This is a genomic window from Clostridium sp. CAG:221 (genome assembly GCA_000435835.1).
Classification (GTDB): domain Bacteria; phylum Bacillota; class Clostridia; order Clostridiales; family Clostridiaceae; genus Clostridium.
In genome coordinates, this window is record FR883428.1 from 21,571 (window position 1) to 45,799 (window position 24,229).

The window sequence follows — 24,229 nt, forward strand, 5'->3', positions numbered from 1 at the left end:
TGATGAATGTTCATAAAAAGAAGTTGTTTAATGTGATATATGGAAGGACATTTATGATTTTAATATTATTATTTATTCAAGTATTAATATTAGCTATTATGTTTTTAAAACTAACAGATTATATAATATACTTATATAGTTTTTTTACAGTATTATCAACTATATTGGTTATCTATATTTTAAATAAAAAAGAAGATCCTTCATTTAAGCTAGCATGGATAATTCCTATTTTGTTGGTTCCTGTATTTGGTTGTATATTTTATTTGTTTGTTGAATTTCAATATGGAGTAAAGATAATTAATAAAAGATTAGAATTACTAGAAGAAGAGACAAGTATATTTGTTAAACAAAATGCTGATGTAATGGATACTCTATATAAAAGTAATATACAAGTGGCCAATTTAGCTAGATATGTTGAGAGAGTTAGTAAATATCCAATATATAAAAATACAAAGATTGAATATTTTCCACTGGGAGAATATAAATATAAAAGAATGCTTGAAGAAATAAAGAAAGCTGAAAAATATATTTTTTTGGAATACTTTATCATTGAAGAAGGAGAAATGTGGAATACCATCAGTGATTTATTAGAGGAGAAGGTGAAGAAAGGTGTTGAGGTAAGGGTTATGTACGATGGTATGTGCTCCATTGCCATGTTGCCTTATAATTATCCTGAATATCTTAAAACAAAAGGAATACAGTGTAAGATGTTTTCACCTATAAGGCCAGCATTATCAACACATCAAAATAATCGTGATCATAGAAAAATATTAGTCATAGATGGTAAAGTAGCTTTTAACGGTGGTATAAATATAGGTGATGAATATATTAACAGGATAAGTAAATATGGTCATTGGAAAGATTGTGCAGTAATGCTTGAAGGTGATGCAGTAAAAAGTTTTGTAATAATGTTTTTACAAATGTGGAATATAAATGAGAAAAATCCAGAAAATTATGCAAAATATATATGTAATGATATAAATAATTTAAATGAAAATCATGGATATATTATGCCATTTGGAGATAGTCCATTAGATGAAGAACAGGTAGGTGAAAATGTTTATTTAGATATATTAGCCACTGCAAAGAATTATGTTTATATAATGACTCCATATTTAATAATTGATAGTAAAATGATTAGAGCTCTTACTTATGCCAGTAAAAGAGGTATAGATGTAAGAATTATTCTTCCACATATACCAGATAAAAAACTTGTATTTATGCTTACAAGAACTTATTATAAAGATCTTATTGAAAGTGGAGTAAAGATATATGAATATATGCCAGGCTTTATCCATGGTAAGGTGTTTGTATCTGATGATATAAAGGCAGTTGTAGGTACCATTAATTTAGACTTTCGAAGCTTATATCTTCACTTTGAATGTGCAACTTTCATTTATAAGAATGATATAATTAAAAAAATATCAGAAGATTTCAAGGAAACTTTAAACAAATGTAAATTAGTATCGCTAAATGATTGTAAGAATACTAACTTACTATATAAAATTGGTGGAAGTATTTTAAGGATTTTTGCTCCTCTTCTATAATATATATTACTTATGATGCATGAATAAATGGAATTAAACATAATTATATATAGTATTGATAGACAATTTAAAATGAAAGGACTATTATATATGAAAAGATATTTGGATAATATAATGCTTAAGAAGATTATAACATTATTAGTAATATTTATTATATTATATATTATGATTTGTTGCTTTTTTAGAAGTCATTTCTTAATTGGGACAAGTATTAATGGAATTGATATATCTTGTATGAATATAGGCAAGGCATCTAATCATATAAAAACTACTGTTGAAGATTATAAATTGCTTATAGAAGGGCGAGGAAAAAGTAGTGAAATTAATTTAAGTGGTTTAAATTTTAAATATATGGATAATAATGAACTTGAGACTATAGTTAAAAAACAAAATTCATTTTTATGGATAACAAGCATATTTAAAAAGAAGAATTATGTGATAAAAGATATTTACTCTTATGATGAAGGTTTACTTAAGAATAAAATAGATAATTTAGAATTTTTTAATGAAGATGACATTATATATCCTGAAAATGCTAGTCTTATTTTTATAAATACTGAATTTGTAATAGTAGATGAAGTGTATGGTAATTACCTCGATAAAGAAAAAGTTTATACTGAAGTAGTAAAGTCAATTTACACAGGTCAGGAAATTTTGAATTTAGATGAAGCTAATTGCTATGTAAATCCTAAGTACTGCTCTTACTCTAAGGAAGTAAAGGAAGCTAAAAATATCATAGATCAATACATGTCTTCTAAGATAACTTATGTATTTGGTGATGAAAATGAAGTGGTAGATTATTCATTAATAAATCAATGGATAAAGATAGATGATGAATTAAATGTATCAATAGATGCTCAGGCAATTATGAATTATATTACAAATTTAGCAAAAAAATATGACACTGTAGGCGTGGCACGTGAATTTAAAACATCAACTGGAAAAACATTAAGTGTATCTGGTGGTTACTACGGATGGAGGATTAATAAGAAGAAAGAAGCTCAGATATTAAAAGAGGATATTGAAAATGGATCCATCCTAGAAAAAGAACCAGAATATTTGCAAAAGGGTGTCTGTAGAGGAGAAAATGATTTTGGTGATAGTTATTTGGAAATTAATATTACTAGACAGCATATTTGGTATTATAAACAGGGAAAATTAATAGCACAGGGTGATATTGTTTCTGGTAATGTCAGTAATGGTAACGATACTCCTCTTGGAATATATGAAATAACATATAAACAGGAAAATTCTACTTTACGTGGTGCTAACTATGAAGCTAAAGTAAATTATTGGATGCCATTTAATGGTAATATAGGACTTCATGATGCTTCTTGGCGATATTCTTATGGTGGAGATATATATTTAAATGATGGTACTCATGGCTGTATAAATGCACCAAAATATTTAGCTAAAAAAATATTTGCAGAAATTGAAGCTGGAACACCAGTAATATGTTATGACGAAAAGTAAATAATCTTAAAGAATTGATAGTTTATAATAGCTATCCTTTTTTATATTATAAGAAAAAATAATTAACTTTCAAAGTTAGGACACAATATAAACAAGGACGGTGAGATAAAAATGATTGTAAGGTTAGGTTATGTTGCTATTTCTAATAAACTAGGAAAAAAGGCTACTAGTTCAAGTACTGTAACATATAGCAATTATAAAAAGCTTATATCAGATGAGAAAAAGTTTGAAAAGCTAAAAACTGTTATAATGTCCAACTTAAATGGATTGGAAAAGCATATTAAATATAATATTGAAAATAATATACATTTTTATAGAATTACTTCAGCACTAATACCATTAATAACACATCCAGAAGTAGAGTACTTTGACTATAGGAAGATGTTTAATAAAGACTTTCAATATATAGGAAAACTTATTAATGAATCTAATATGCGAGTTGATACGCATCCTGATGAATTTAATGTTATTAATAGTGTTAATCTAGCTGTAGTTGAAAGTGCTAAGAACACATTAAATATACATGTAGATTGGTTTGAGGAAATGAATTATGATAAAGGTAAAATGGTAATGCATGTTGGAGGAGCTACAGGTGGAAAGGAAGCTGGCATAGAAAGGTTTATAAATAATTTTAGTACTTATCCTGAAAGGATAAAGAACAAAGTGATTTTAGAGAATGATGATAAAACATATACTGCATCAGAAACTCTAAAGATTTGTAAAACTTTAAATATTCCAATGGTACTAGATATACACCATCATAACTGTAATAATAATGGTGAAAATATCTTTGAAATGTTGGATGAAATTTTTAATACTTGGAATAAAGAACCTCTTCCACCTAAGATACATTTTTCATCACCTAGAGAAGGGGAATTTGATAGAAAGCATGCTGATTATATTAATGGAGAAGAGTTTGTTAAATTTATAAATTCAGCTAAGAAAATAAATAGGGATTTTGATGTGATGCTTGAGTGTAAGGAGAAGGATATTGCATTGTTTAAGCTGGTAGATGATATAAAGAATAATTACAACTGGATAGATGAAACCACATTTGAAGTATAAAGAATACAGTATTTTAAATTGTCTAAATAATTATTATTAGTTGATAATAAAAGTGTATTATAGTATTATAGATATATATTATAAAAATAAAAAAAGGATACATATTGTACCATTTAGATAAATTGGAGGATTAAATGTTAAACATAGGATGTCATTTATCAACTACAAAAGGTTATGAAAATATGGGAAAAGAAGCTCTTAAAATAGGTGCTAATACATTCCAATACTTCACACGTAACCCAAGAGGCGGAAAAGCAAAAGATATAAATGAAAAGGATATATTAGCTTTAAGAAAGTTAATGGAAGAAAATAATTTTGCTAAAATATTAGCTCATGCGCCATACACTCTTAATGGGTGTTCTGCTGATGAAAGCACAAGAGAATTTGCTTCAGAAATGATGGCTGATGATTTAGAAAGATTAAAATATTTACCTACAAGTCTTTATAATTTCCATCCAGGAAGCCATGTTAAGCAAGGTGTAGATGTTGGTATAAACTATATAGTTGAAATGCTTAATAAAGTACTAAAACCAGAACATACTACAATTGTATTATTAGAAACAATGGCTGGAAAAGGTACAGAAGTTGGAAGAACTTTTGAAGAAATAGCTGAAATAATAAGCAGAGTTGAACTAAATGAAAAAATGGGTGTATGTTTAGATACTTGCCACGTATATGATGCTGGCTATGATATAGTTAATGATCTAGATGGAGTTTTAGAAGAATTTGATAGAATAATTGGACTTGATAGGCTACATGCTATACACTTAAATGATAGTAAGAATCCATTTAAAAGTCATAAGGATAGACATGAAAAGATTGGTGAAGGTGAAATTGGCTTTGAAGCTATCAAGAGAATCATAAATCACCCAAAACTTCGTAATATACCATTTTTCTTAGAAACACCTAATGAATTAGATGGATATGCTAAAGAAATTGAAATGTTAAAAGCTGCATATGAAGAAAATTAAATTTAGTAAATACCAAAAAGACGTTTTAGATTAATTTCTAAAACGTCTTTTTAGCATTTATTAAAGTGTAATATAGAAAATAAAGTCACTAATATTTGAGAAAGAAATTTTGAGCAAAAATGTAAGCAAGTAAATTTCCATATTTGTATAATTGTTATTTTGCAAGTATATATAAATTTACCTAATGATGATGGCTTTAAAATATGCACAGAAATACGTAGCTTTTCAAAAGTACCCATAATATTTATAACAAGTAGAAATACCAATATAGATGAATTAATGGCTATTACTCTAGGAGGGGATGACTTTATTACTAAACCGTATAATACACAAATACTTTTAGCAAGAATAAATGCCCTTATTAAAAGAGCGTATCCTAATGATAATAATATGGACATTGTTGAACATAATGGTTTAACATTAAATATTTTATCAAGTACCATTGAGCATAATGAAAAAAGTATTGAATTAACTAAAAACGAATTAAAAATATTATATTATCTACTACTTAATAAAGGAAAAATTGTATCAAGAGTAGATGTTATGGAATATCTGTGGGATAGTGCTATGTTTATTAATGATAATACCCTTACAGTGAATATTACACGAATAAGAAATAAAATAGATGAAATTGGATTAAAGGATTATATAAAAACTAAAAGAGGTCAAGGTTATATAGTATGAGATTAAAAGATTATAGGAACAAATCTTTTTATAATGGGAACATTGGTAGCAAAGATAAAATCAGCGCCAATATTGATGGCTACCATTTCAATTACCTTCTTAGGGACTGTTATAAGCTTTATAATTACTTTGGTGATGGCAGAGTGGGCACTAGGATATTTAGAAATGAGGGTTCCTTTTGATGTAGAAATTAGAAATAACTATAGCCATAGTTTTATATCAGAAGCCAATATAAGTAATGCTAATGAATTACCAGCATTAGATTATAGTGAGGTTGTAGACTATCTAAATGAAAAAGGATATGATGTAAATAATTATTGTGAAGTAAAAAAGTATTTTATAAATGAAGAAGAGTATTATAATATAGATCAAAAGAATATCTCCATGATAGGCATAAGATTAAGTGATTTCAACAAAATGAGAAGGATGCTTGGATATGAAGAAATTTCGCTTAAAGATTAGGTGTATTTTATTATTCCAATTGCTATAGCAATGATTGGGGTTATAATATTTATTTATAATTTTTATATTATTTATAAGGATATCATAAATACTTATATAGGTAATGAAGTATTTATTTTGACCATAATTTTAGGTGTTATTTTAATGATTGGAATATATTTATGCTATTTTGTAGGAACATACTATTCCTTTAAGAGAAATATTAATAATTAAAGAAAAGTACGTTGAACTTAATGAATTTACCAAGTAACAAATTTTAAAATTTTTTTATATAAAAAAATCACGTGAGTTTCTATATGAATATCACGTGATTTTCATTTAATATTGAAGCCTATATACTAGGATTCTTTCTCGATTATCTTGCTCATAATGCTCATTTAATTTTATTTCCTTTACTAAGTGAAACATGGTATAGTTTTCTAAATAATATATGTAATCTTCGGAAGGATAATAAAGAATTAAATCAACTGGTCTATACTCATCCACTACAGAATAAATGATGTTAGTTACCACTTTGATAAAAATCTGTACAGAAAAAGGATTAAAGAAATAAAATTTATTTTCATTAGGGCTTATTTCATAGTCTTCTGCAATGCAGTTAACAAATGATATTTTAGAAGGATCATAGCCCTTGTTTTTAGCTAAATAGTTTTTAGTATTTGTTAAAGCCTCTTCATAGTAATACTTATTCATTTCCACACCAGTAACTCTACACTTAAAGAAGTGATTTAAAAAGAAATTTAATCTTCCTTTACCAGATCCAAAATCAACAACATTATCACTTTCTAAAAGGGGATAATTGTGAAGAAGGGCTTCTAGTACATAATAGGAAGTTGGTTCATATCTATTGTAATGAATAAATTCATTAAAGTTTTTTTGGTTGCCGCTGGTGGATATATTTAATAATCTTTCAAAACTTTGTTCCATAAAATTTTTCCTTTGCAAATATAATATATTCTATAATATATCATAAAATATATTGAAGAAATAGAGTTTTATATACTTAATTTATTTATATAATAATTAAATAGTATTATAATTAAATCATGATATTATTATATTTTTCTTGAAGGAGATGTTAAAAATGTCAGAAGAAACTATGAAAGAAAATAAAGCGATACGTATATTATTTCAGAAATTGACAGATGAAAAATATAAACAGAGAGAATGTAAAAATGTATTTATTATTTCGGTTGTACCGAAAGGGTTTAAAAATAGTAAATATGATGAGTTTGAAAAGCAGATACTTTGCAATAGTAAATATAATATGGCCAATAAGTTTGTTGCTGCTTTAAGCAAGCTTTATATTTTTGATGATAATATCTACTTTTTAAATGATGATTTTGAAGATGGAGTTAGTTTTTTAGAGTATTATAAAGATATAAATAGATTTATTGATGATATAATGTATAACTTAACTATTTTAAATGAAGGAATGTATTTTGTATTTAATGATTTAAAAATTGGTTTGGAAATAAGCTATTGGAAAGTTAAAATTATTAATTTTGGATGCAAAGATTTAAAATTTATTATGGATATATTTAAGTCAGAAGGTTTATTTATTAGTAATGAATATATCTAATAAGAAAATAAATATGAGAAAAAATAAAGGGTGTTATAGACATCCTTTATTATTTTAGTTGAAATAACCCTTTGGCAACTGATATTATTAATATTAGAAAATATTTTTTAGTTTTTAAATACTGGAGGTGAAAGTATGATATTTTCTAATTTAAATTTAAATTCAACTGAACCTATTTATTATCAGATAGAGCAGCATATAAAGAAAACCATAGAAAATGGAATATTATCATCTAACAGTAAGCTTCCAGCAACTAGAGAATTAGCTAAGATAATAGGGGTAAGCCGCAATTCTGTAATTACTGCTTATGAAAATTTAGAGTTAGAAGGCATTTTGTATACCGTTAAGGGTAAAGGTACCTTTGTTGCTGATAAAAACATAACTTCAAAAGGTGAATGGAATATTGATTGGTCAAATAAAAGTAATGAATATGCAAATCTTTCTTGCCGCCTTGATACTGTGAAAAGTGAAATCCCATGGGAAAAAGGAATGATTTCCTTTAAAAGTATTTCTCCTGATGGGGAATTATTTGATGTGGAAGAATTTAAAAAAGCATTTTTAAATAGAATAGCATTAGAAGGACATAAAATATTAAACTATGGGTATGCACAGGGTTATAAGCCTTTAATTGATTATCTTCATGAGTATATGAACAAGAAAGGTGTTAATACTGATGAAAAGAGTTTTATTATTACTAATGGATTTACTGAAGGGCTACAGCTTATATTATCATCTTATACCAGTGAAGGTGATAATATAATTTGTGAAAATCCAACTCATAATACAAGCATTAAGTTGATGAAGCTTCATAAGCTTAATTTAATAGGTGTTGATATTGCAGAAGACGGTATTGATTTAATGGATCTTGAAGAGAAACTGAAAAATAATCAAATAAAATTAGGATACCTTACTCCGTCTTATAATAATCCTACAGGAATAGTTATTAATGGTGAAAAGCGTTTTAAGATATACAATTTATTTAAGCAATATAACGTACCAATTATTGAAGATGGCTTTAATGAGGAGTTACATTATAATAATTCTCATATAGCACCTTTGGCAGCCTTCGATGGAAAGAATAATGGTGTGATATATATCGGGAGTTTTTCAAAAATACTATTTCCTGGAATCAGAGTGGGTTGGGTATTAGCTGATAAAAAAATAATCAATACTTTAGAAAGTGTAAAACGTTGCTATAATATCCATACATCCTTTTTAGATCAAGCTATTTTATATGAATATTTGAAAAGTGGTACTTTCGAAAAACAGATAAAAAGGACTAGAAAGTATTATAAAGAAAAACATGATTTTGCTATAAAGTGCCTTAATAAATATCTAAAGCCTAAATATATATGGGGAGAGTATGGTATGCATGTTTATGTTGCCATTGAAGGTATTGATTCAAGAGAATTGTTGCAAAAATGCTATGAAAGAAAAGTTATTTTTGCTCCAGGTGATATTTTTGATATTAATAATAAAAAGTCAGATACTTTAAGGCTTGGATTATCACGTATTACCATGGAGGAAATAGAAGAGGGTATTAAAATAATAAGTGAATGTGTTAATGAAATAAAAAATAAATAATAGAAGAGGATATAGATTAAAGTAAAAAAACTATATCCTCTTCTATTATAATATATAAGAAAAATCAATTTTATCAATAACTTCTTTAACTCTTTTTTGACTTACTCCTAAGTATCTCATGGTTGTTCTGATATCTCCATGATTTAAGACATGTCTTACTAGCTCTATATCATGATTTGACTCCTCATATATGGTATGAGCAAATAACTTTCTGAAAGAGTGGGTACCAATATTCTTATAGCCTAAATAGTCAGTTATTATTTTTAATTGTTGCTGCATATTTCTTATTTTATTGGGATATATATAGTCATCTTTATCTAGATTATTTTCAATGGAATATTCCAATATTTTTTGATACATATGATCATTTATTTCTCTGTTTTGCCATTTACCTGTTTTTATTTCCTGTACGGAAAATTTATTTCTGCTAAAATCACTTACCTTTAAATTTACTATATCACTGGCTCTAAAACCTAAAGTAGCTTGAAGTACCAATGCAAACACTAATGAGGGGTTTTTTCTAAAAGTCTTTTCTCTCCCTGTTTTTTTATCTATATATGTAAATCCACTTTTGCATAATTTAATAATTTCTTCATATTCATTTTTATCCAGTGGTCTTGTGGCCATATGATTCTTTTTTAGTTTCTTTTTATCCTGTGTATTTGCTCCCTCTATTTTATTAATAGAATTTTCTTCTTTTTCATAACTATTTAAATTTACTTCCTCTGTTTTATTATTTGCTCCCTCTGTTTTTTTAAATAATTCATTATTTTTATTAGTTAACTTATCTTTTTCCTCACTTGCTTTTATTTTTTTATAAAATTCATAGAATTTCATCATCTCGACCATTTCATCATTTAAATCCATTTGAAAATTCCTTTCTGCTCAAAATTTGAATTTATATTTTTAAAAACTGCGCATTTGTATTTTTATACTGCGTATTTTACCATTTAATAAAAATAGTATATCTTATAAATGGCTTAAAATCAAGGTTTATAAAAAAACTGCGTCTTTTCTGGAAAAGACGCAGTTTTTTATAGTTTATTTTACCATTTATTTGAATTGTAAAATTTTATATTTATGTTATAATAGTATTAATAGCTAACTGAAGATAACTTAGTTAACTGTGGTTAACTAAGTTGGAAAAGTAGATAGGAGAGTTTTTATGGAAAATGCATTAAATAGTAATAATGAAAACAAAAAAGAAAATAATAATACTGAGGAAAATATACAAACATTAGAAGAAATAACTGAAAAGTTAGAAACAAAAGGCCTTAAGCTAAAAAGAAATACTAAAAATAGATTAAATGAGCTACAAAGCAAGTTTGCTGATGCAGAAAGTATGGTTTCTGCATTATTAGATCAGTATGAAGTCTTTAATATTACTGAAGACACTAGATTTGCCGATAGAAAAACGGAAATTGAAAAGTTTACATATCTTTTAGATTCAATAAAGAATAGTTATATTAATTCTTTAGAAATGGCTAGTTTTCTAGAGGAAAGACAAATAGAAAAATCAATGGTGGAAATTAAAAACCGTGATAAAACAATTGTAAGGCTTCAACAAACCATAACTAAAAAAGAAGAGAAACTAAAAGGTATGGAAAATACATTGCTAGAAAATAATAAGGAGCTTAACACTGTAAAAGATAGCTTTTCCAGAGTTAACTTGGCATTAACTACTGTTGAAAAGGAATTGAAAGAAAAAGCAGATATAATTAAAAGCTCACAAATGCATATAGAGTCTTTAAATGCTCTTCTTGAAGAAGAGAAACGTAATAATAAAGCTGCTGAAGAATATAAAGCTAAGTTAGAGTCTTTAGATGATAAATATAGAGATTACGATCTAATAAAAGAAAAACTGGAAATAACAAAAGAAGATCTTAAAGAAAGTAAAGAGGAAATTACAAGCTTAAAGGCTGAAATAAAAGAGTATAGAGAATATAGCAATTCGTTAAATGATAAAATTCATAAGATTTTAAATGATAAGACTGAGGAAATTTCAAAGCTTAAAGATGAATTTAAATCAGAAATCATAGAAAGTGAAAGAGGATTTAATGAAAAGCTAAAGGAAAAAGATTTAGTTATTGAAAAATTAAAAGAAGAAATATTTAAATTAAAGCTAGATATTCAAAATAAGTAGCTTAGAAGATTATCTTTTTATTATTAATGAATAGAGAGGAATAGTATAGAAAGGCAGGTTAAGGAATGTCTAATAGTGGAAAACCAATAATAGTTGTAAGTAAATGTCTTGGATTTGAACCTTGTAGATATAATGGAGGCATGGAACCTAATAGTTTTATTGAAATTTTGGGTGATTATGTTGATTTCATCAAAGTATGTCCTGAACAAGGTTGTGGACTCCCTACGCCTAGAGATTCCTTGAAGATTATTGAAAATGATGATGGATATAATGTAGTACAAAATAAGACTAATATGATATTTACAAAAGAGTTAAAAGAGTTTACTTCAAAATTCTTAAGTGAATTAGGAGAGGTGGATGGATTTATCTTAAAAAGCAAGTCACCTACTTGTGGTATAAAAGATGCAAAAATTTATCCTAAAATAGAAAAGTGTTGTTTTACCAAAAAAGGGAATGGAGTGTTTTCTGATGAAGTAATAAAAAAATATCCTAATTTACTAGTTGAAAGTGAAGGTAGGCTCACTAACTATAAAATTAGAGAGAGATTTTTAACAAACCTTTATATATTATCAGATTTTAGAGAAGTAAAGAAATCCAATAGCTTTGAAGTTCTAAGAGAGTTCCATTTAAAGAATTCAATGTTATTCATTTCTTATAGTCAGAAATATTCAAAGCTATTAGATGAATTAATCTATAATTATAATGGTGATGATTTTTTAACCTTAATAAAAGAATATGAAAACACGTTAAATGTTTTGTTAAGTAGAACACCTAGATATACATCTAATATAAATGTATGCCTTCGTGCCATAGAACAATTTAGGGAACAACTTTCTGATGAAGAAGTAAAATTTATTTGGAGTACAATAGATAAATATAGAAATGGAATTGTTCCATTTTCAGTTTTGCAATATTTGATAAAAGGATACATTATTAGATTTGATATAGAGAATTTAAAGGATCAAACATTTTTTCACCCTTATCCAGATGGACTGATACAAGTAACTGACTCTGGAAAATCAATACATTAACCTTAAATATTTTGAAAAAGAAGCATTTAACAATGCTTCTTTTTTATATGGAATAAAATGGGTATAATTAATAAAGAGAAGGGAGTGAAATTATGCAGCACTTAAAGAAGTTTTTAAAAGGAACTTATTTATCAATCTTTAACATCTTATTAGCAACGGTTGTAGTACTAAACTGCAAAGGGACTTATAGGATAGCTAATAAGATTTTTCATATTGACAAAAACCTTAATATACCAAGGAATAAATTATATGCTGAATATGGCAGAATAATAGATTTTATAAATAATCCAAAAACAACTGATTTGAGTTTTGAAAGTTTTACATTAAGTAATAATGCTCTTTATCACTTTGTAGAGGTAAGAAAAATATTTATAGGAATTTATATTTTTCTTATCTTCAGTATAAGTTTGCTTGTTATTTATTTACTCATTAATAAAAAAAGAATTAAAAAAGCAATTGGTAATATACCTGTAATATCTCTACTAATTACTATAGTAACTAGCTTTGTAATAATAGCATTTTCTATGGTTAACTTTAATTATTTATTTAAAATATTTCATGAAATAGTTTTCGCTAATGATTACTGACTTTTTGATACGGTAAAGGATTCAATAATATTAGCTTTGCCCAAGGAATTCTTTTTATTATGTGCCACAATAATTCTAATTTTAAGCACAGTTTTTACTTGTATTGAATTGATAATTTGTCAAAAGATCAAGGGAAGAATAAAAGAAGATGAATATATTATGAAATAAATTTTATGTATTCAACATATAAATTATTTAGGGAATATAATTTAAGGGGTACATGATGAGAGCAAAAAAAGCAGTAAAAAATTTTATATTTTGGGTAAGCATATCTATTGTTGTTAATTTTATAGTATTTATTATTTGGGGTAAAGAATCTGCCTTAGAGTATTTAGGGGGATATGTAGTTGAGTTAAGTTTAAGTGTAGATAACTTGTTCTTATTTCTCATGATTTTTACCAGCTTTAATATACCACAGGAATATCAAAAGAGAGTATTAACCTATGGAATAATAGGTGCTATGATTTTAAGGTTTATATTTATTTTCTTAGGTATAACTATAATTAACAATTTTCATTTCGTAACCTATATATTTAGTGTAATTTTAATATTTAGTGGTTTTAAAATGATGATAAAAGAGGATGACGATTCTACAAATTATAGCGACAAAAAGATAGTAAAATTCTTAAAAGGAATAATACCTTTTACCGATGAAATAGAAGGTGAATATTTTTTTATTAGAAAAAATAATAAACTTTATGCAACTCCTTTATTTCTAATTTTACTACTTATTGAATCTTCAGATATAATATTTGCCATGGATTCTATTCCAGCCATATTTTCTATTACAACCAATGCGGTAATAGTATATTTATCAAACATCTTTGCAATAATAGGTCTAAGGAGCCTTTATTTTATTTTATCTAAGCTTAATAGTATGTTTAAAGGGATAAAATATGGCGTAGGATGTATCTTAATTTTTACAGGGATAAAGTTACTTCTTCTGTTCTTCAATATAACTATACCTACGTTACTTTCACTTATTATAATAGTAATAATATTATTGATTAGCGTTTTGCTTTCGCTTGTTTTTTAATATTTCTTGAATTAATACTTAATGTAATATATAGTTAAGTTAAGTTAAATTATATACACAAAGGAGAAAGATATGAGTAAAATCGCAGCATTTTTTGATATTGATGGAACAATATATAGAGAAGGTTTAATAACAGAAGTATTTAAGAAGATAATTAAATATGAATTAGTTGATAAAGAAAAGTGGGAGAATGAAGTAAGACCTGCATATATTAGCTGGGATAAAAGGCAAGGGGATTATGATACATATCTATTAAAGATGGTAGATATATATATGGAAGCTATAATTGGAACTGGAGAAGAGCATATCAAGCATATAGCAAGAAAAGTTATTGAACAAAAAGGTGATAGAGTATATACCTTTACAAGAGAGAGAATAAAATGGCACAAAGAGCAAGGACATATTGTTATTGCAATTTCAGGTTCTCCATTAGAATTAGTTAAAGAAATGTCTGAGAAATACCATATGGATGATTATAGAGGTACTATTTACGAGCTTGATGAAAATGGCAAATATAATGGAGAAGTAGTACCAATGTGGGATTCGGATAGCAAGCAGAAAGCTATTAATGAATTAGTAGAAAAGCATGATATTGATTTAAGCAAAAGTTATGCTTATGGAGATACTTCTGGTGATTATACAATGTTCAAATCTGTTGGATGTCCTTTTGCAATAAATCCTACTAAAGAATTACTAGGCAAAATTAAAAATGATGAAAGTTTAAAAGATAAGATAAATTTAATTGTTGAAAGAAAAGATGTAACTTATAAGTTAGATATGAATTCAATAGAGATCATATAATAGTAAGCACCTATGCTGAAATAAATAAGCATAGGTATTTATTTTGTTACTGTAACATTTATTTTTGCTATGGAATAAAATATCTATAATAAATACTCTAAGGAAGGGTGTTATTAATCTTGAATATCACTGACTTGCTAATTTACCTTGATGAAGGCCTTACTAAAAATTTGAATTCTCTTATTATAAATGGATATATAGAAAAACGAACTTCAAAGTGGATAGAAGATAGAACGATTTCCGCTGGAGTTGATTTTACAGATAAAGATTTATATTTTCAGGAAGATAGACAAATGAAAGATGAAAGAGATGGTTATAAAGGAAAGAGTTATAATAACGCCTGTAACACCACAGAAGGAAAAGAAAATAGACAGAATTTAGATGGTCGTAGATTTTGTAGGCGTGAAGAAGAGCTTACAAGAATTTATACAAGCTTTGAATTACATTCACAGCTTATGAATAGTCTGATAGATTCTAATTTATTAAAAAGCGTTACAGGTGATTGGAGAAATAATCAGGATTTAAAAGTTGGTGATTATATTGAAATTACAGGAACCATAAGTTCAGAGTCGGTATTATCATATTTAGATGTATTTTATGATGCTGTTAACTGTATTGGAATATCTGAAATGAAAAAATACTGTACTTGCGATGAAAAGATATTAAATAATTTTCAGCTTGTGTTTAAGCAGATGGAGCATCTAAATACACTACTTACCAGCAATGATACAAAGGATTTAATTATTAAAACTGAAGGTAATGATGTTGTTGTAATAGTAAATAATAAGAACTTCTTTGATACTTATTCAAATATATTTGACGAAGTAGAATGCCCTTGTAAAGTTATAGGGAAAATAGTTAAGATATGTAGCAAAAATGAGCATATTCATTTACTAAGAAAAACAGGACATCCTCAATTTTATGAAAATTTACTTAATTGTTGTTGTGATATAGGTAATAATATAAATGATTCAGGGATAATATTACCTAGTCAACCTAAGTGTAAAGTTGAAGGAGAAACAATCTTGATTATTCCAATTAGTGTATGCATATAAGATAGATAAGTCATTAGTGTTTTTAGCCCCTATTTTTTTATTATTTTAGTAATTCTAAATATTATTTATTTAAATATATTTACAAAGAAAGATATTTTTCTAAAGGAAGTGGTTATGTGCTAAGGCCAGATCCATTAAAGAAAGGTGATAAGGTAGGGTATATTGCTCCCGCAGGTCCAATAGTAAGAGAGAGACTAGAGGGGGCAATTAATGCTTTAGAATGCCTAGGACTTAAGGTGGTATTAGGTAAAAGTTGTACTTTAAAGCATGGGTATTTGGCAGGAAAAGATAATCTTAGAGCTGATGATATAAATGAAATGTTTCAGAATAAGGATATAAAAGCTGTGTATTCCTTAAGGGGGGGATATGGGTGCGCAAGATTGCTTGATAAGATAAATTTCACAGCAATTAAGGAAAATCCTAAAGCACTATTTGGTTATAGTGATATTACTATGCTTCATATTGCTATCAATCAACGTTGCAATATGATTACTTATCATGCACCAATGCCAGCAACGGAATTATACGAAGGAGCAGATAAATTCACATTAAATAGTTTAAAAAAAATGATATTTGCTCATGATTTAAAAGGTAATATATATAATCCAAGGAATAAAGAAATTAAATGTATTGTTGAGGGAAAGGCAAGAGGAAATCTTATAGGAGGAAATCTTTCAATAATATGTTCATCTTTGGGTACAGAAAATGAGATAGATACTAGAAATAAGATCCTTTTCATTGAGGAAATTGGAGAAGAGCCTTATAAAGTTGATAGGATGCTTCTTCAACTAGTTCAAGCAGGAAAGATAAATGATTGTGCAGGTATTATATTTGGCTATTTTTCAAGTTGTGAACCTTCTAATCCTAATCAAAGCTTAACAATTTCTGAAGTGATTAAAGAATTGATTAAGCCTTGTGGAAAGCCTATAATTGCAGGAGTTGCTTGTGGACATAGTTTGCCGTCTCTTACCCTACCAATGGGTGTAGAAGTTGTTATTGATTCTAAAAACAAAAACATAAAGATTATTTAAAGCAGTGAGGTATTAATTATCTCACTTTTTGTTTAACCTTACATAAAAAAGAAAGCTATTTAAAAAGCATTACCATTATTATACAATTATAATATATGAAAGAGGTGATTATATGTGTGTTGCTATGCCGGGAGAAGTGGTGGATGTAAAGGATGGTACTGCCTCTGTAAGCTTTGGGACTATAAAAAAGAACATTGTAACTACTTTAATTCCTGATTTAAAGATAGGAGATTATGTTTTGGTACATGCAGGCTTTGCAATTACTAAGATTGAAAAGGCAGAAGCTGAGGAAACTTTAGAAATTTTTAAAGAGTTATTAGAGGTGTTAGAAGGAGAAGTAAATGGCGCTTAATCTAGTGGAGAATTTAAATTTATCCAAGGATATGATACTAAAGATCAATGATTATGTTAAAAATCCCATGAAGATAATGGAGGTATGTGGAACACATACAATGTCCATCTATAAGTATGGTATCGATAAAGTAATGCCTAAGAATATACAACTTATTTCTGGACCAGGATGTCCTGTATGTGTAACTGAAATAAATTATATAGATAATGCTATTTTTCTGCTAGATAAAGGCGTAGTAATAGCTACATTTGCTGATATGCTTAAGGTTCCAGGTAGTTATAGTAGTTTAATAAAAGAAAAGGCAAAAGGAAAGAAAATTGAAGTTATATATTCACCAGAAGAATTATTAACTTTAGCAGAGAATAATAAGGATGAAGAAATAGTTTTCATGGCTGTTGGCTTTGAAACAATTGTACCTATATATGCTGATATTTTAATAAAGACAAAAATGAAAAATATAAGTAACTTGAGTTTTATTGTAGCTATTAAGAGAATGCCACCTATCATTGAATATCTTCTTAAAGATAAATATATAGGAATCAATGGGTTAATATGCCCAGGTAATGTTTGTGCTATAACCGGTAGTGAGGAATTCAAAGCTTTAGCTGAAAAATACAATATACCAATGGTTATATCAGGGTTTACTTCATTAGAAATTTTAGCAAGTATTTTGAAGATATCATTGATGGCTGAAAAGAAAGAATATACTTGCGTCAATTATTATAAGAGCGTAGTAAAAAAAGAAGGCAATATTATAGCTAAGAAAAAGATTGAAGAGGTTTTTGGTATAAGCAGCAGCTTTTGGCGAGGGCTTGGTGAAGTTACAGATAGTGGATATAAACTAAATAAGTCTTATGAGCAGTATGATGCATTAAAAAAGTTTAAAGTTAAATTTAATAGTATAGAAATTTCAAATAATTGTATTTGTGGAAGTATTATTAAGGGAATGAAGACTCCAAGGGAATGTAAATGTTTTGGGAAAATATGTACACCAAGCAATCCATTGGGGCCTTGTATGGTTTCTAATGAGGGTACATGCAGTAATTATTATAAGTATAGAAGGGATGAGCAGTGATGGATTTTATTCAGTTATCACATGGTAGTGGTGGAGAGGAAACTAATCAATTAATAGAAGAATTATTTTTTAAATATTTAGGTAATGAATTTCTATTGCAAAAAAATGATGCCAGTAATCTTGGTAAACTACCAGGTGAAATTACCATGACTACAGATAGTTTTGTAGTTGATCCCATATTTTTTAATGGAGGTAATATAGGAAAACTATCTATTTGTGGAACAGTAAATGATTTGTCTGTGGTTGGAGCTATTCCTTTATATTTATCACTTTCCTTTATTATTGAGGAAGGACTTGCTATAGATGAACTAAAGGAAATAGTTAAGACAATTAGCCATGAAGCAATGAAAGCTAATGTAAAAATAGTATGTGGTGATACAAAGGTAGTGGAAAAGGGTAAAGGGGATAAGCTCTTTATAAATACCACAGGCATAGGTGTAATTACTAAAAATAGACCGATAGGAATGAAAAGTATTAAAAAAGGCGACAAGATAATCATAAGTGGTACAATAGGTGACCATGGAGCTGCCATCATGAATGAGAGAAATAATTTATGTGATAGTTCTCTTTTAAAAAGTGATTGCCAAAGTTTAAATGGTATCATAGGTAAGATATTAGAAAATTGTTATGAAATAAAGGTCATGAGAGATCCTACCAGAGGAGGTGTTATTACAACTTTATTAGAAATAATAGATGCTTCTAATAAAGAAATGATTATTTATGAAAATAAGCTTCCTATTAGTGAAGAAGTAGCAGAATTCAGTGGGTTATTAGGCTTAAATCCTCTATATCTGGCCAATGAAGGTAAAGTAATCATTGTTGTTTCAAAAGAAGACTCTATGGAGGTTTTAAACTTGTTAAGAAACAGCCAAGAAGGAAGAGAGGCTGCTATTATTGGAGAAGTTATTGGTGATGGTAAGAAGAATCTGTACTTAGAGACAGTTATTGGTGCAAAAGTTAAATGTCTTCCAATGAAAGGAGAACAATTACCTAGAATTTGTTGAAAAAAATAAAGTTATTGGCTTTTTTCGCGATTAATGTTACAATTAATTAGAAAAATATACGTGTTTGAGAGGGGAAGCTTATAATGGAACAATACAAACAAGAGTTTATCGAATTTATGGTGGAAAGCAATGTTTTAAGATTTGGAGATTTTATAACAAAGAGTGGAAGAAAGACTCCTTTCTTTATTAATACAGGAAATTATACAACTGGTGAACAGTTAGATAAATTAGGAATGTTTTATGCAAAAGCTATAAATGAACATTTTGGTAAAGAAGTTGATGTGCTTTTTGGACCAGCTTATAAAGGAATACCTTTAACAGTTACAACAGCAATATCAATGAACAAATTATATGATTTAAATGTTGAGTACTGCTCTAATAGAAAAGAAGTAAAGGACCATGGTGAAGGTGGAATACTATTAGGTGCTAAATTAGATGAAACTAAGAGAGTAGTTATTGTTGAAGATGTTATGACAGCAGGAACTTCTATATATGAAACAGCCCCTATATTAAAGGCTCAAGGAGATGTGAAGATTCAAGGTCTAGTTATATCAGTTGATAGAATGGAAAAGGGTAGAGGAGATAAATCAGCTCAAGCAGAAATAAAAGAAGCTTTTGGTATCACTACTTATGCAATTGTTTCAATGAAGGAAGTAGTTGAATATCTATATAATAGAGAAATTAATGGAAAAGTATATATTAATGATGAAATAAAAGCTAGAATAGAAGAATATTATTCAATCTATGGAGCTTAGAAAAAAAGCAGTATTTGATACTGCTTTTTTTAATGATGGGTGATGAATTACGAATGATGAATTACGAATGATGAATTACGAATGATGAATTAAGGATGAAACTCAGAGAGTTTCTTTAATAAATGTAAAATTAAGAATGAAAAATGAAAAATGAATGATGAACTCCCTAAGGAGTTTATACTGCAATTCATCACTCATCATTCATCATTCATAATTATCACTTATCCTTTATACATGATATTAATTTTATATCCTCTACTGTTAAAATGTTTGATTATTTGATTGATGTGTTCATGACCATTAGTTTCCACCGTTACTTCAAGTAAAACATTATTAATTCTATTAATTGCTTTAAATTGGTTATGTTCAAGCTTAACTACATTGGCATTTTCTTCTGATAATATTTGAGAAATTTCCACCAATTGTCCTGGAACATCTGGAAGCTCAACTGAGAAACAGAATAATCTGCCACCTGATACAAGTCCGTTATTTATAAGGTTTGATATAGTAAGCATATCAATATTACCGCCACTTATTACTGAACAAATCTTTTTATCATTACAATCAATCTTATTTAGTGCCGCCAGAGAAACAACTCCTGAAGCTTCACCTAAAAGCTTATGCTTTTCACTTAATAATAAGAATGCATCCACAATTTCACTTTCTGTTACAGTGATTATTTCATCAACATATTTGCCAACTATTTCAAAAGTCTTTTCACCAGGAGATTTTACAGCTATACCATCTGCTATGGTGTTTACTTCATCTAATGTAATTCTTTCACCTCTATTAATACTTTCATACATTGAAGGAGCCCCAGTAGCTTGTACACCTATAATTTTTACATTTGGATTTATAGATTTGGCAACTAAGCTTATACCACTTATAAGGCCACCACCACCTATAGGACATACTATATAGTCTACTTCTGGTAAATCCTCTAAGATTTCTAATGCAATAGTTCCTTGACCATAGATTATATCGAAATCGTCAAATGGAGGAATAAAAACCTTTCCTTCTTCTTTTTCAATTCTTTTTGCTTCTAGGAAGGCATCATCATAACATGAGCCAAATAACACTGTATTTCCACCATAATTCCTTGTTGATTGAACTTTTAAATATGGTGTTGTTTTAGGCATTACAATGGTTGATTCAATTCCCAACAGTGAAGATGCATAGGCTACTCCTTGAGCATGATTTCCAGCTGATGAGCAGACTACTCCTTTCTTTTTTTCCTCTTCAGATAGTTGAGAAATTTTATTAAGAGCTCCTCTGATTTTATAAGCCCCTGTAACTTGAAGATTTTCACACTTCATAAACACATCATTTGAAGAAAGTTTACTAAAAATATCGCTATGTAATAATGGTGTTTTAACGATAATATTCTCAATTCTTCTTCTTGCTTTTTTTGCTTCATCAATATACATAATCCACCCCAAATTTTTATAAAATTTATTTTTATTTCAATTATTTATATATTTTACCATATGGTAGTGAAAAATACGATATAAACTTAAATATAAATAAAGCTAATAATTTATATGGAATTTAAATGTTGTATTAACAGTCAGTAAAATATATAATTAGCTTGAATAATAAATATGGAGTGACAAACATGGAAGAAAGATTACAAAAGTATATGGCTAGATGTGGTGTGGCATCTAGAAGAAAATGTGAAGAAATAATATTAGCCGGAAAAGTAAAGGTTAATGGAATGATTATAAATGAACTAGGTACTAAAGTTACTTTAGATGATATAGTTGAATACGAAGGGAAAAGAATACTTCCAGAAGAAAATAAAGTGTATATAATGCTTAATAAGCCTGAGGGAGTTATTACATCTGCTAAAGATGAAAAAGGAAGAAAGACCATCTTAGATATTGTTAAGGTTGAAGAAAGAGTATATCCAATAGGAAGACTTGATTACGATAGTTCTGGACTTTTATTATTAACTAATGATGGTGATGTATATAATAATATCATTCATCCAAGAGTTGAAATCGATAAAAAGTACATAGCTGAATGTAAAGGTATATTTTCAAAACAAGATATTGAAAAATTTGAAAAAGGATTAGACATTGGTGGATATGTTACAGCGCCAGCAAAGATAAGAATTATTTCAGAAGATTTAGTAAAAAATTCATATATATCTACTGTAGAAATTACTATTCACGAAGGAAAAAATAGACAGATAAGAAGAATGTGTTCATCTCTTAATCATGAAGTTATATCTCTAAAAAGAGTGTCTATAGGTGAATTAAAACTAGGTTATTTACAAAAGGGGAAATATAGAGAACTGACAAAAGAAGAAGTTCAATATATAAAGGAGCTATAAAATATGTTTAAATATGTTTCTGATATTAGTGATTTATCTCATAGTATTATTGAAAATCATTTAGAAAAAAGAGTTGTAGCCATTGATGCTACTTTAGGGAATGGTTATGATACAGATTTTCTGTGCGAAAGATTTGAAAAAGTTTACTCATTTGATGTTCAAGAAGAAGCTTGTTTAAATTATAAACTTAAAAATAAGGAGAATGTCTCTGTTATTAATGATTCTCATCATAAATTTAAGGAGTATGTTCTAGAAGATAAGGTAAATTGCATAATGTATAACTTAGGATTTCTTCCAGGAGGTAATAAAGAAATAACTACGTTAGCAAAAACAACTATGAAAAGTATTGAAGAGGGATTAGAATTTTTAGATAGTAATGGAATAATGACTATTGCAGTTTATAGGGGTCATGCAGAAGGAAAGAATGAAGAACACTTCATTATGGAGTATGTGAGAAACTTACCTAAAAACATATATGGGGTAATGCTTCATGAATATTTAAATAGAGCAAAAACAGCACCATTATTAATAGTCATAGAAAAGAAATAAAATTTACATTATATTGAAAAAATAAAATTTTAAATTTATAATATCGTTGATAATATTTATTATAAGTGCTAAAATAATTTAAGCTGATTATTTGAAAAAGAAAGGATTTAACAATGGATAAAACCAACAATGATGAAGCTCAAGATTTAATGGCCATTATTCATAATAAGTTTCCCAAACTTAGTAAGGGTCAAAAATTAATATCTGAATATATACTTAAAAATTATGACAAAGCTGCTTTTATGACTGCAGCTAAACTTGGAAGTTCGGTAGGGGTGTCTGAATCCACAGTTGTACGTTTTGCTATCGAACTAGGTTTCTCTGGATATCCAAGTTTACAAAAATCTTTACAGGAGCTAATTAAAAATAAGCTTACAACTGTTCAAAGACTTGATTTATCTAACGACTATATTTGTAATGGATATACACTTAAAGGGGTTTTAAAAGCTGATATGGAAAATATCAGAGCAACCATGGAAAAAATAAATTACTCAACCTTTGAAGATGTTGTAAATAATATCTTTGAAGCAAAAAGGATTTATATTGTTGGACTTAGAAGTTCAATGGCTCTTGCAGAATTTTTAGGATTCTATTTAAATGTAATACTACAAAATGTAAAAACTGTAGGTTACGGTATTTCTGATATTTTTGAAGAAATGATAAATGTAGGCGAAGGTGATCTTGTAATAGGTATAGGATTCCCAAGATATGCTAATAGAACTATTGATGTATTAAGTTTTGCACAAGATAGAGGAGCTACAGTTGTTGCTTTAACTGATAGCATCGTATCCCCGCTTGCACAAAGAGCAGATTATGCTTTAATTGCTCAAAGCAATATGGCTTCATTTGTTGATTCATTAGTAGCACCGTTGTCTGTTATTAATGCATTAATAATTGCAGTAGGATTAAGACAGAAGGAAAGTGTATCCACTACATTCAACAGTCTAGAAGAAATTTGGAAAGAATATAATGTATATTCTTATAATCATAATAATGATGATGAATTTTAAACAAATATTGTGATTGTAGTACTAAAGGAATTAGCAAAAGTTAATTCCTTTAATTTTTAACATAAAGGAGAAAAGATTATGGCTAAGGTAATAGTAA

Annotated in this window: 24 protein-coding genes and 1 pseudogene; 22 read left to right on the top strand and 3 right to left on the bottom strand. The window is 27.8% G+C overall.

The window, feature by feature from the left end:
* The first annotated feature begins 53 nt into the window (after positions 1-53).
* The 6 genes and pseudogenes from cls to Q5O44_RS13800 all read left to right on the top strand — a co-directional run bounded on the left by cls (position 54) and on the right by Q5O44_RS13800 (position 6,202).
* The gene (gene cls, locus Q5O44_RS13775) at positions 54-1,547 is read left to right on the top strand and encodes a cardiolipin synthase (RefSeq protein WP_302638197.1); all 1,494 of its coding nucleotides are present in this window, start codon (positions 54-56) and stop codon (positions 1,545-1,547) included.
* 90 nt (positions 1,548-1,637) lie between these two features.
* The gene (locus Q5O44_RS13780; RefSeq protein WP_022169027.1) at positions 1,638-3,020 is read left to right on the top strand and encodes a L,D-transpeptidase family protein; all 1,383 of its coding nucleotides are present in this window, start codon (positions 1,638-1,640) and stop codon (positions 3,018-3,020) included.
* 111 nt (positions 3,021-3,131) lie between these two features.
* The gene (uvsE, locus tag Q5O44_RS13785; protein WP_022169028.1) at positions 3,132-4,085 is read left to right on the top strand and encodes a UV DNA damage repair endonuclease UvsE; all 954 of its coding nucleotides are present in this window, start codon (positions 3,132-3,134) and stop codon (positions 4,083-4,085) included.
* Positions 4,086-4,219: 134 nt separating this feature from the next.
* Positions 4,220-5,056 carry a deoxyribonuclease IV gene (locus Q5O44_RS13790; protein ID WP_022169029.1) on the top strand — a complete coding sequence of 279 codons (837 nt, stop codon included), beginning with the start codon at positions 4,220-4,222 and terminating at the stop codon, positions 5,054-5,056.
* 171 nt (positions 5,057-5,227) lie between these two features.
* Positions 5,228-5,740, top strand: a pseudogene (locus Q5O44_RS13795) (response regulator transcription factor); the annotation flags it as partial.
* 33 nt (positions 5,741-5,773) lie between these two features.
* On the top strand, positions 5,774-6,202 hold the full coding sequence (locus tag Q5O44_RS13800) for a hypothetical protein (RefSeq protein WP_022169031.1): 429 nt from the start codon (positions 5,774-5,776) through the stop codon (positions 6,200-6,202).
* Between the two features lie 318 nt (positions 6,203-6,520).
* Here the strand turns inward: Q5O44_RS13800 and Q5O44_RS13805 are convergent, their stop codons facing one another.
* The gene (locus Q5O44_RS13805) at positions 6,521-7,129 is read right to left on the bottom strand and encodes a methyltransferase (RefSeq protein WP_022169032.1); all 609 of its coding nucleotides are present in this window, start codon (positions 7,127-7,129) and stop codon (positions 6,521-6,523) included.
* A 157-nt stretch (positions 7,130-7,286) separates the two neighbouring features.
* On the opposite strand from Q5O44_RS13805, the gene Q5O44_RS13810 reads away from it, so the two are divergent.
* Both Q5O44_RS13810 and Q5O44_RS13815 read left to right on the top strand, forming a co-directional pair.
* Entirely contained in the window at positions 7,287-7,784 is a 498-nt protein-coding gene (locus tag Q5O44_RS13810) for a hypothetical protein (protein WP_022169033.1), read from the top strand.
* Between the two features lie 135 nt (positions 7,785-7,919).
* Positions 7,920-9,368 (top strand): PLP-dependent aminotransferase family protein, encoded by a 1,449-nt coding sequence (locus Q5O44_RS13815; RefSeq protein ID WP_022169034.1) that lies wholly within the window; start codon positions 7,920-7,922, stop codon positions 9,366-9,368.
* 45 nt (positions 9,369-9,413) lie between these two features.
* Here the strand turns inward: Q5O44_RS13815 and Q5O44_RS13820 are convergent, their stop codons facing one another.
* Positions 9,414-10,235 (bottom strand): tyrosine-type recombinase/integrase, encoded by an 822-nt coding sequence (locus tag Q5O44_RS13820; RefSeq protein ID WP_022169035.1) that lies wholly within the window; start codon positions 10,233-10,235, stop codon positions 9,414-9,416.
* A 298-nt stretch (positions 10,236-10,533) separates the two neighbouring features.
* On the opposite strand from Q5O44_RS13820, the gene Q5O44_RS13825 reads away from it, so the two are divergent.
* The 11 genes from Q5O44_RS13825 to pyrE all read left to right on the top strand — a co-directional run bounded on the left by Q5O44_RS13825 (position 10,534) and on the right by pyrE (position 20,238).
* Entirely contained in the window at positions 10,534-11,511 is a 978-nt protein-coding gene (locus tag Q5O44_RS13825) for a hypothetical protein (protein ID WP_022169036.1), read from the top strand.
* 65 nt (positions 11,512-11,576) lie between these two features.
* Positions 11,577-12,542 carry a DUF523 and DUF1722 domain-containing protein gene (locus Q5O44_RS13830; RefSeq protein ID WP_022169037.1) on the top strand — a complete coding sequence of 322 codons (966 nt, stop codon included), beginning with the start codon at positions 11,577-11,579 and terminating at the stop codon, positions 12,540-12,542.
* Between the two features lie 92 nt (positions 12,543-12,634).
* Positions 12,635-13,129, top strand: coding sequence for a DUF1461 domain-containing protein (locus Q5O44_RS13835; protein ID WP_022169038.1), 495 nt, complete (start codon positions 12,635-12,637; stop codon positions 13,127-13,129).
* 223 nt (positions 13,130-13,352) lie between these two features.
* Positions 13,353-14,165, top strand: a complete 813-nt coding sequence (locus Q5O44_RS13840; protein ID WP_022169039.1) for a TerC/Alx family metal homeostasis membrane protein — start codon at positions 13,353-13,355, stop codon at positions 14,163-14,165.
* Positions 14,166-14,237: 72 nt separating this feature from the next.
* Entirely contained in the window at positions 14,238-14,966 is a 729-nt protein-coding gene (locus Q5O44_RS13845; RefSeq protein ID WP_022169040.1) for an HAD-IB family hydrolase, read from the top strand.
* A 119-nt stretch (positions 14,967-15,085) separates the two neighbouring features.
* Entirely contained in the window at positions 15,086-16,021 is a 936-nt protein-coding gene (locus Q5O44_RS13850; protein WP_022169041.1) for a hypothetical protein, read from the top strand.
* Positions 16,022-16,137: 116 nt separating this feature from the next.
* Positions 16,138-17,052: an LD-carboxypeptidase gene (locus Q5O44_RS13855; RefSeq protein WP_022169042.1), complete on the top strand. Its 915-nt coding sequence runs from the start codon at positions 16,138-16,140 to the stop codon at positions 17,050-17,052.
* A 112-nt stretch (positions 17,053-17,164) separates the two neighbouring features.
* Positions 17,165-17,404 carry a HypC/HybG/HupF family hydrogenase formation chaperone gene (locus Q5O44_RS13860; protein WP_022169043.1) on the top strand — a complete coding sequence of 80 codons (240 nt, stop codon included), beginning with the start codon at positions 17,165-17,167 and terminating at the stop codon, positions 17,402-17,404.
* On the top strand, positions 17,394-18,479 hold the full coding sequence (gene hypD / locus Q5O44_RS13865; RefSeq protein WP_022169044.1) for a hydrogenase formation protein HypD: 1,086 nt from the start codon (positions 17,394-17,396) through the stop codon (positions 18,477-18,479). The genes Q5O44_RS13860 and hypD overlap by 11 nt, the downstream gene beginning before the upstream one ends.
* On the top strand, positions 18,479-19,483 hold the full coding sequence (gene hypE, locus Q5O44_RS13870) for a hydrogenase expression/formation protein HypE (RefSeq protein WP_022169045.1): 1,005 nt from the start codon (positions 18,479-18,481) through the stop codon (positions 19,481-19,483). The genes hypD and hypE overlap by 1 nt, the downstream gene beginning before the upstream one ends.
* Positions 19,484-19,566: 83 nt before the next feature.
* Positions 19,567-20,238, top strand: a complete 672-nt coding sequence (gene pyrE / locus Q5O44_RS13875) for an orotate phosphoribosyltransferase (RefSeq protein ID WP_022169046.1) — start codon at positions 19,567-19,569, stop codon at positions 20,236-20,238.
* 221 nt (positions 20,239-20,459) lie between these two features.
* Here pyrE and ilvA read toward each other — a convergent pair whose 3' ends face one another.
* Positions 20,460-21,665 carry a threonine ammonia-lyase gene (gene ilvA, locus Q5O44_RS13880; protein ID WP_022169047.1) on the bottom strand — a complete coding sequence of 402 codons (1,206 nt, stop codon included), beginning with the start codon at positions 21,663-21,665 and terminating at the stop codon, positions 20,460-20,462.
* 188 nt (positions 21,666-21,853) lie between these two features.
* On the opposite strand from ilvA, the gene Q5O44_RS13885 reads away from it, so the two are divergent.
* From Q5O44_RS13885 to Q5O44_RS13895, 3 genes are all read left to right on the top strand, one after another.
* Complete coding sequence (locus Q5O44_RS13885) at positions 21,854-22,573, top strand: pseudouridine synthase (protein ID WP_022169048.1); 720 nt, start codon at positions 21,854-21,856, stop codon at positions 22,571-22,573.
* Positions 22,574-22,576: 3 nt separating this feature from the next.
* Positions 22,577-23,122: a class I SAM-dependent methyltransferase gene (locus Q5O44_RS13890; protein ID WP_022169049.1), complete on the top strand. Its 546-nt coding sequence runs from the start codon at positions 22,577-22,579 to the stop codon at positions 23,120-23,122.
* Positions 23,123-23,235: 113 nt separating this feature from the next.
* Positions 23,236-24,132 (top strand): MurR/RpiR family transcriptional regulator, encoded by an 897-nt coding sequence (locus Q5O44_RS13895; RefSeq protein ID WP_022169050.1) that lies wholly within the window; start codon positions 23,236-23,238, stop codon positions 24,130-24,132.
* The last annotated feature ends 97 nt before the right edge of the window (positions 24,133-24,229 follow it).

What these genes read in the sequence shown, in the direction of transcription:
- cls (WP_302638197.1), top strand. Translation starts at nt 54, where the DNA reads ATGATTTTAATATTATTATTTATTCAAGTATTAATATTAGCTATTATG.
- Q5O44_RS13780 (WP_022169027.1), top strand. Translation starts at nt 1,638, where the DNA reads ATGAAAAGATATTTGGATAATATAATGCTTAAGAAGATTATAACATTA.
- uvsE (WP_022169028.1), top strand. Translation starts at nt 3,132, where the DNA reads ATGATTGTAAGGTTAGGTTATGTTGCTATTTCTAATAAACTAGGAAAA.
- Q5O44_RS13790 (WP_022169029.1), top strand. Translation starts at nt 4,220, where the DNA reads ATGTTAAACATAGGATGTCATTTATCAACTACAAAAGGTTATGAAAAT.
- Q5O44_RS13800 (WP_022169031.1), top strand. Translation starts at nt 5,774, where the DNA reads ATGGGAACATTGGTAGCAAAGATAAAATCAGCGCCAATATTGATGGCT.
- Q5O44_RS13805 (WP_022169032.1), bottom strand. Translation starts at nt 7,129, where the DNA reads ATGGAACAAAGTTTTGAAAGATTATTAAATATATCCACCAGCGGCAAC.
- Q5O44_RS13810 (WP_022169033.1), top strand. Translation starts at nt 7,287, where the DNA reads ATGTCAGAAGAAACTATGAAAGAAAATAAAGCGATACGTATATTATTT.
- Q5O44_RS13815 (WP_022169034.1), top strand. Translation starts at nt 7,920, where the DNA reads ATGATATTTTCTAATTTAAATTTAAATTCAACTGAACCTATTTATTAT.
- Q5O44_RS13820 (WP_022169035.1), bottom strand. Translation starts at nt 10,235, where the DNA reads ATGGATTTAAATGATGAAATGGTCGAGATGATGAAATTCTATGAATTT.
- Q5O44_RS13825 (WP_022169036.1), top strand. Translation starts at nt 10,534, where the DNA reads ATGGAAAATGCATTAAATAGTAATAATGAAAACAAAAAAGAAAATAAT.
- Q5O44_RS13830 (WP_022169037.1), top strand. Translation starts at nt 11,577, where the DNA reads ATGTCTAATAGTGGAAAACCAATAATAGTTGTAAGTAAATGTCTTGGA.
- Q5O44_RS13835 (WP_022169038.1), top strand. Translation starts at nt 12,635, where the DNA reads ATGCAGCACTTAAAGAAGTTTTTAAAAGGAACTTATTTATCAATCTTT.
- Q5O44_RS13840 (WP_022169039.1), top strand. Translation starts at nt 13,353, where the DNA reads ATGAGAGCAAAAAAAGCAGTAAAAAATTTTATATTTTGGGTAAGCATA.
- Q5O44_RS13845 (WP_022169040.1), top strand. Translation starts at nt 14,238, where the DNA reads ATGAGTAAAATCGCAGCATTTTTTGATATTGATGGAACAATATATAGA.
- Q5O44_RS13860 (WP_022169043.1), top strand. Translation starts at nt 17,165, where the DNA reads ATGTGTGTTGCTATGCCGGGAGAAGTGGTGGATGTAAAGGATGGTACT.
- hypD (WP_022169044.1), top strand. Translation starts at nt 17,394, where the DNA reads ATGGCGCTTAATCTAGTGGAGAATTTAAATTTATCCAAGGATATGATA.
- hypE (WP_022169045.1), top strand. Translation starts at nt 18,479, where the DNA reads ATGGATTTTATTCAGTTATCACATGGTAGTGGTGGAGAGGAAACTAAT.
- pyrE (WP_022169046.1), top strand. Translation starts at nt 19,567, where the DNA reads ATGGAACAATACAAACAAGAGTTTATCGAATTTATGGTGGAAAGCAAT.
- ilvA (WP_022169047.1), bottom strand. Translation starts at nt 21,665, where the DNA reads ATGTATATTGATGAAGCAAAAAAAGCAAGAAGAAGAATTGAGAATATT.
- Q5O44_RS13885 (WP_022169048.1), top strand. Translation starts at nt 21,854, where the DNA reads ATGGAAGAAAGATTACAAAAGTATATGGCTAGATGTGGTGTGGCATCT.
- Q5O44_RS13890 (WP_022169049.1), top strand. Translation starts at nt 22,577, where the DNA reads ATGTTTAAATATGTTTCTGATATTAGTGATTTATCTCATAGTATTATT.
- Q5O44_RS13895 (WP_022169050.1), top strand. Translation starts at nt 23,236, where the DNA reads ATGGATAAAACCAACAATGATGAAGCTCAAGATTTAATGGCCATTATT.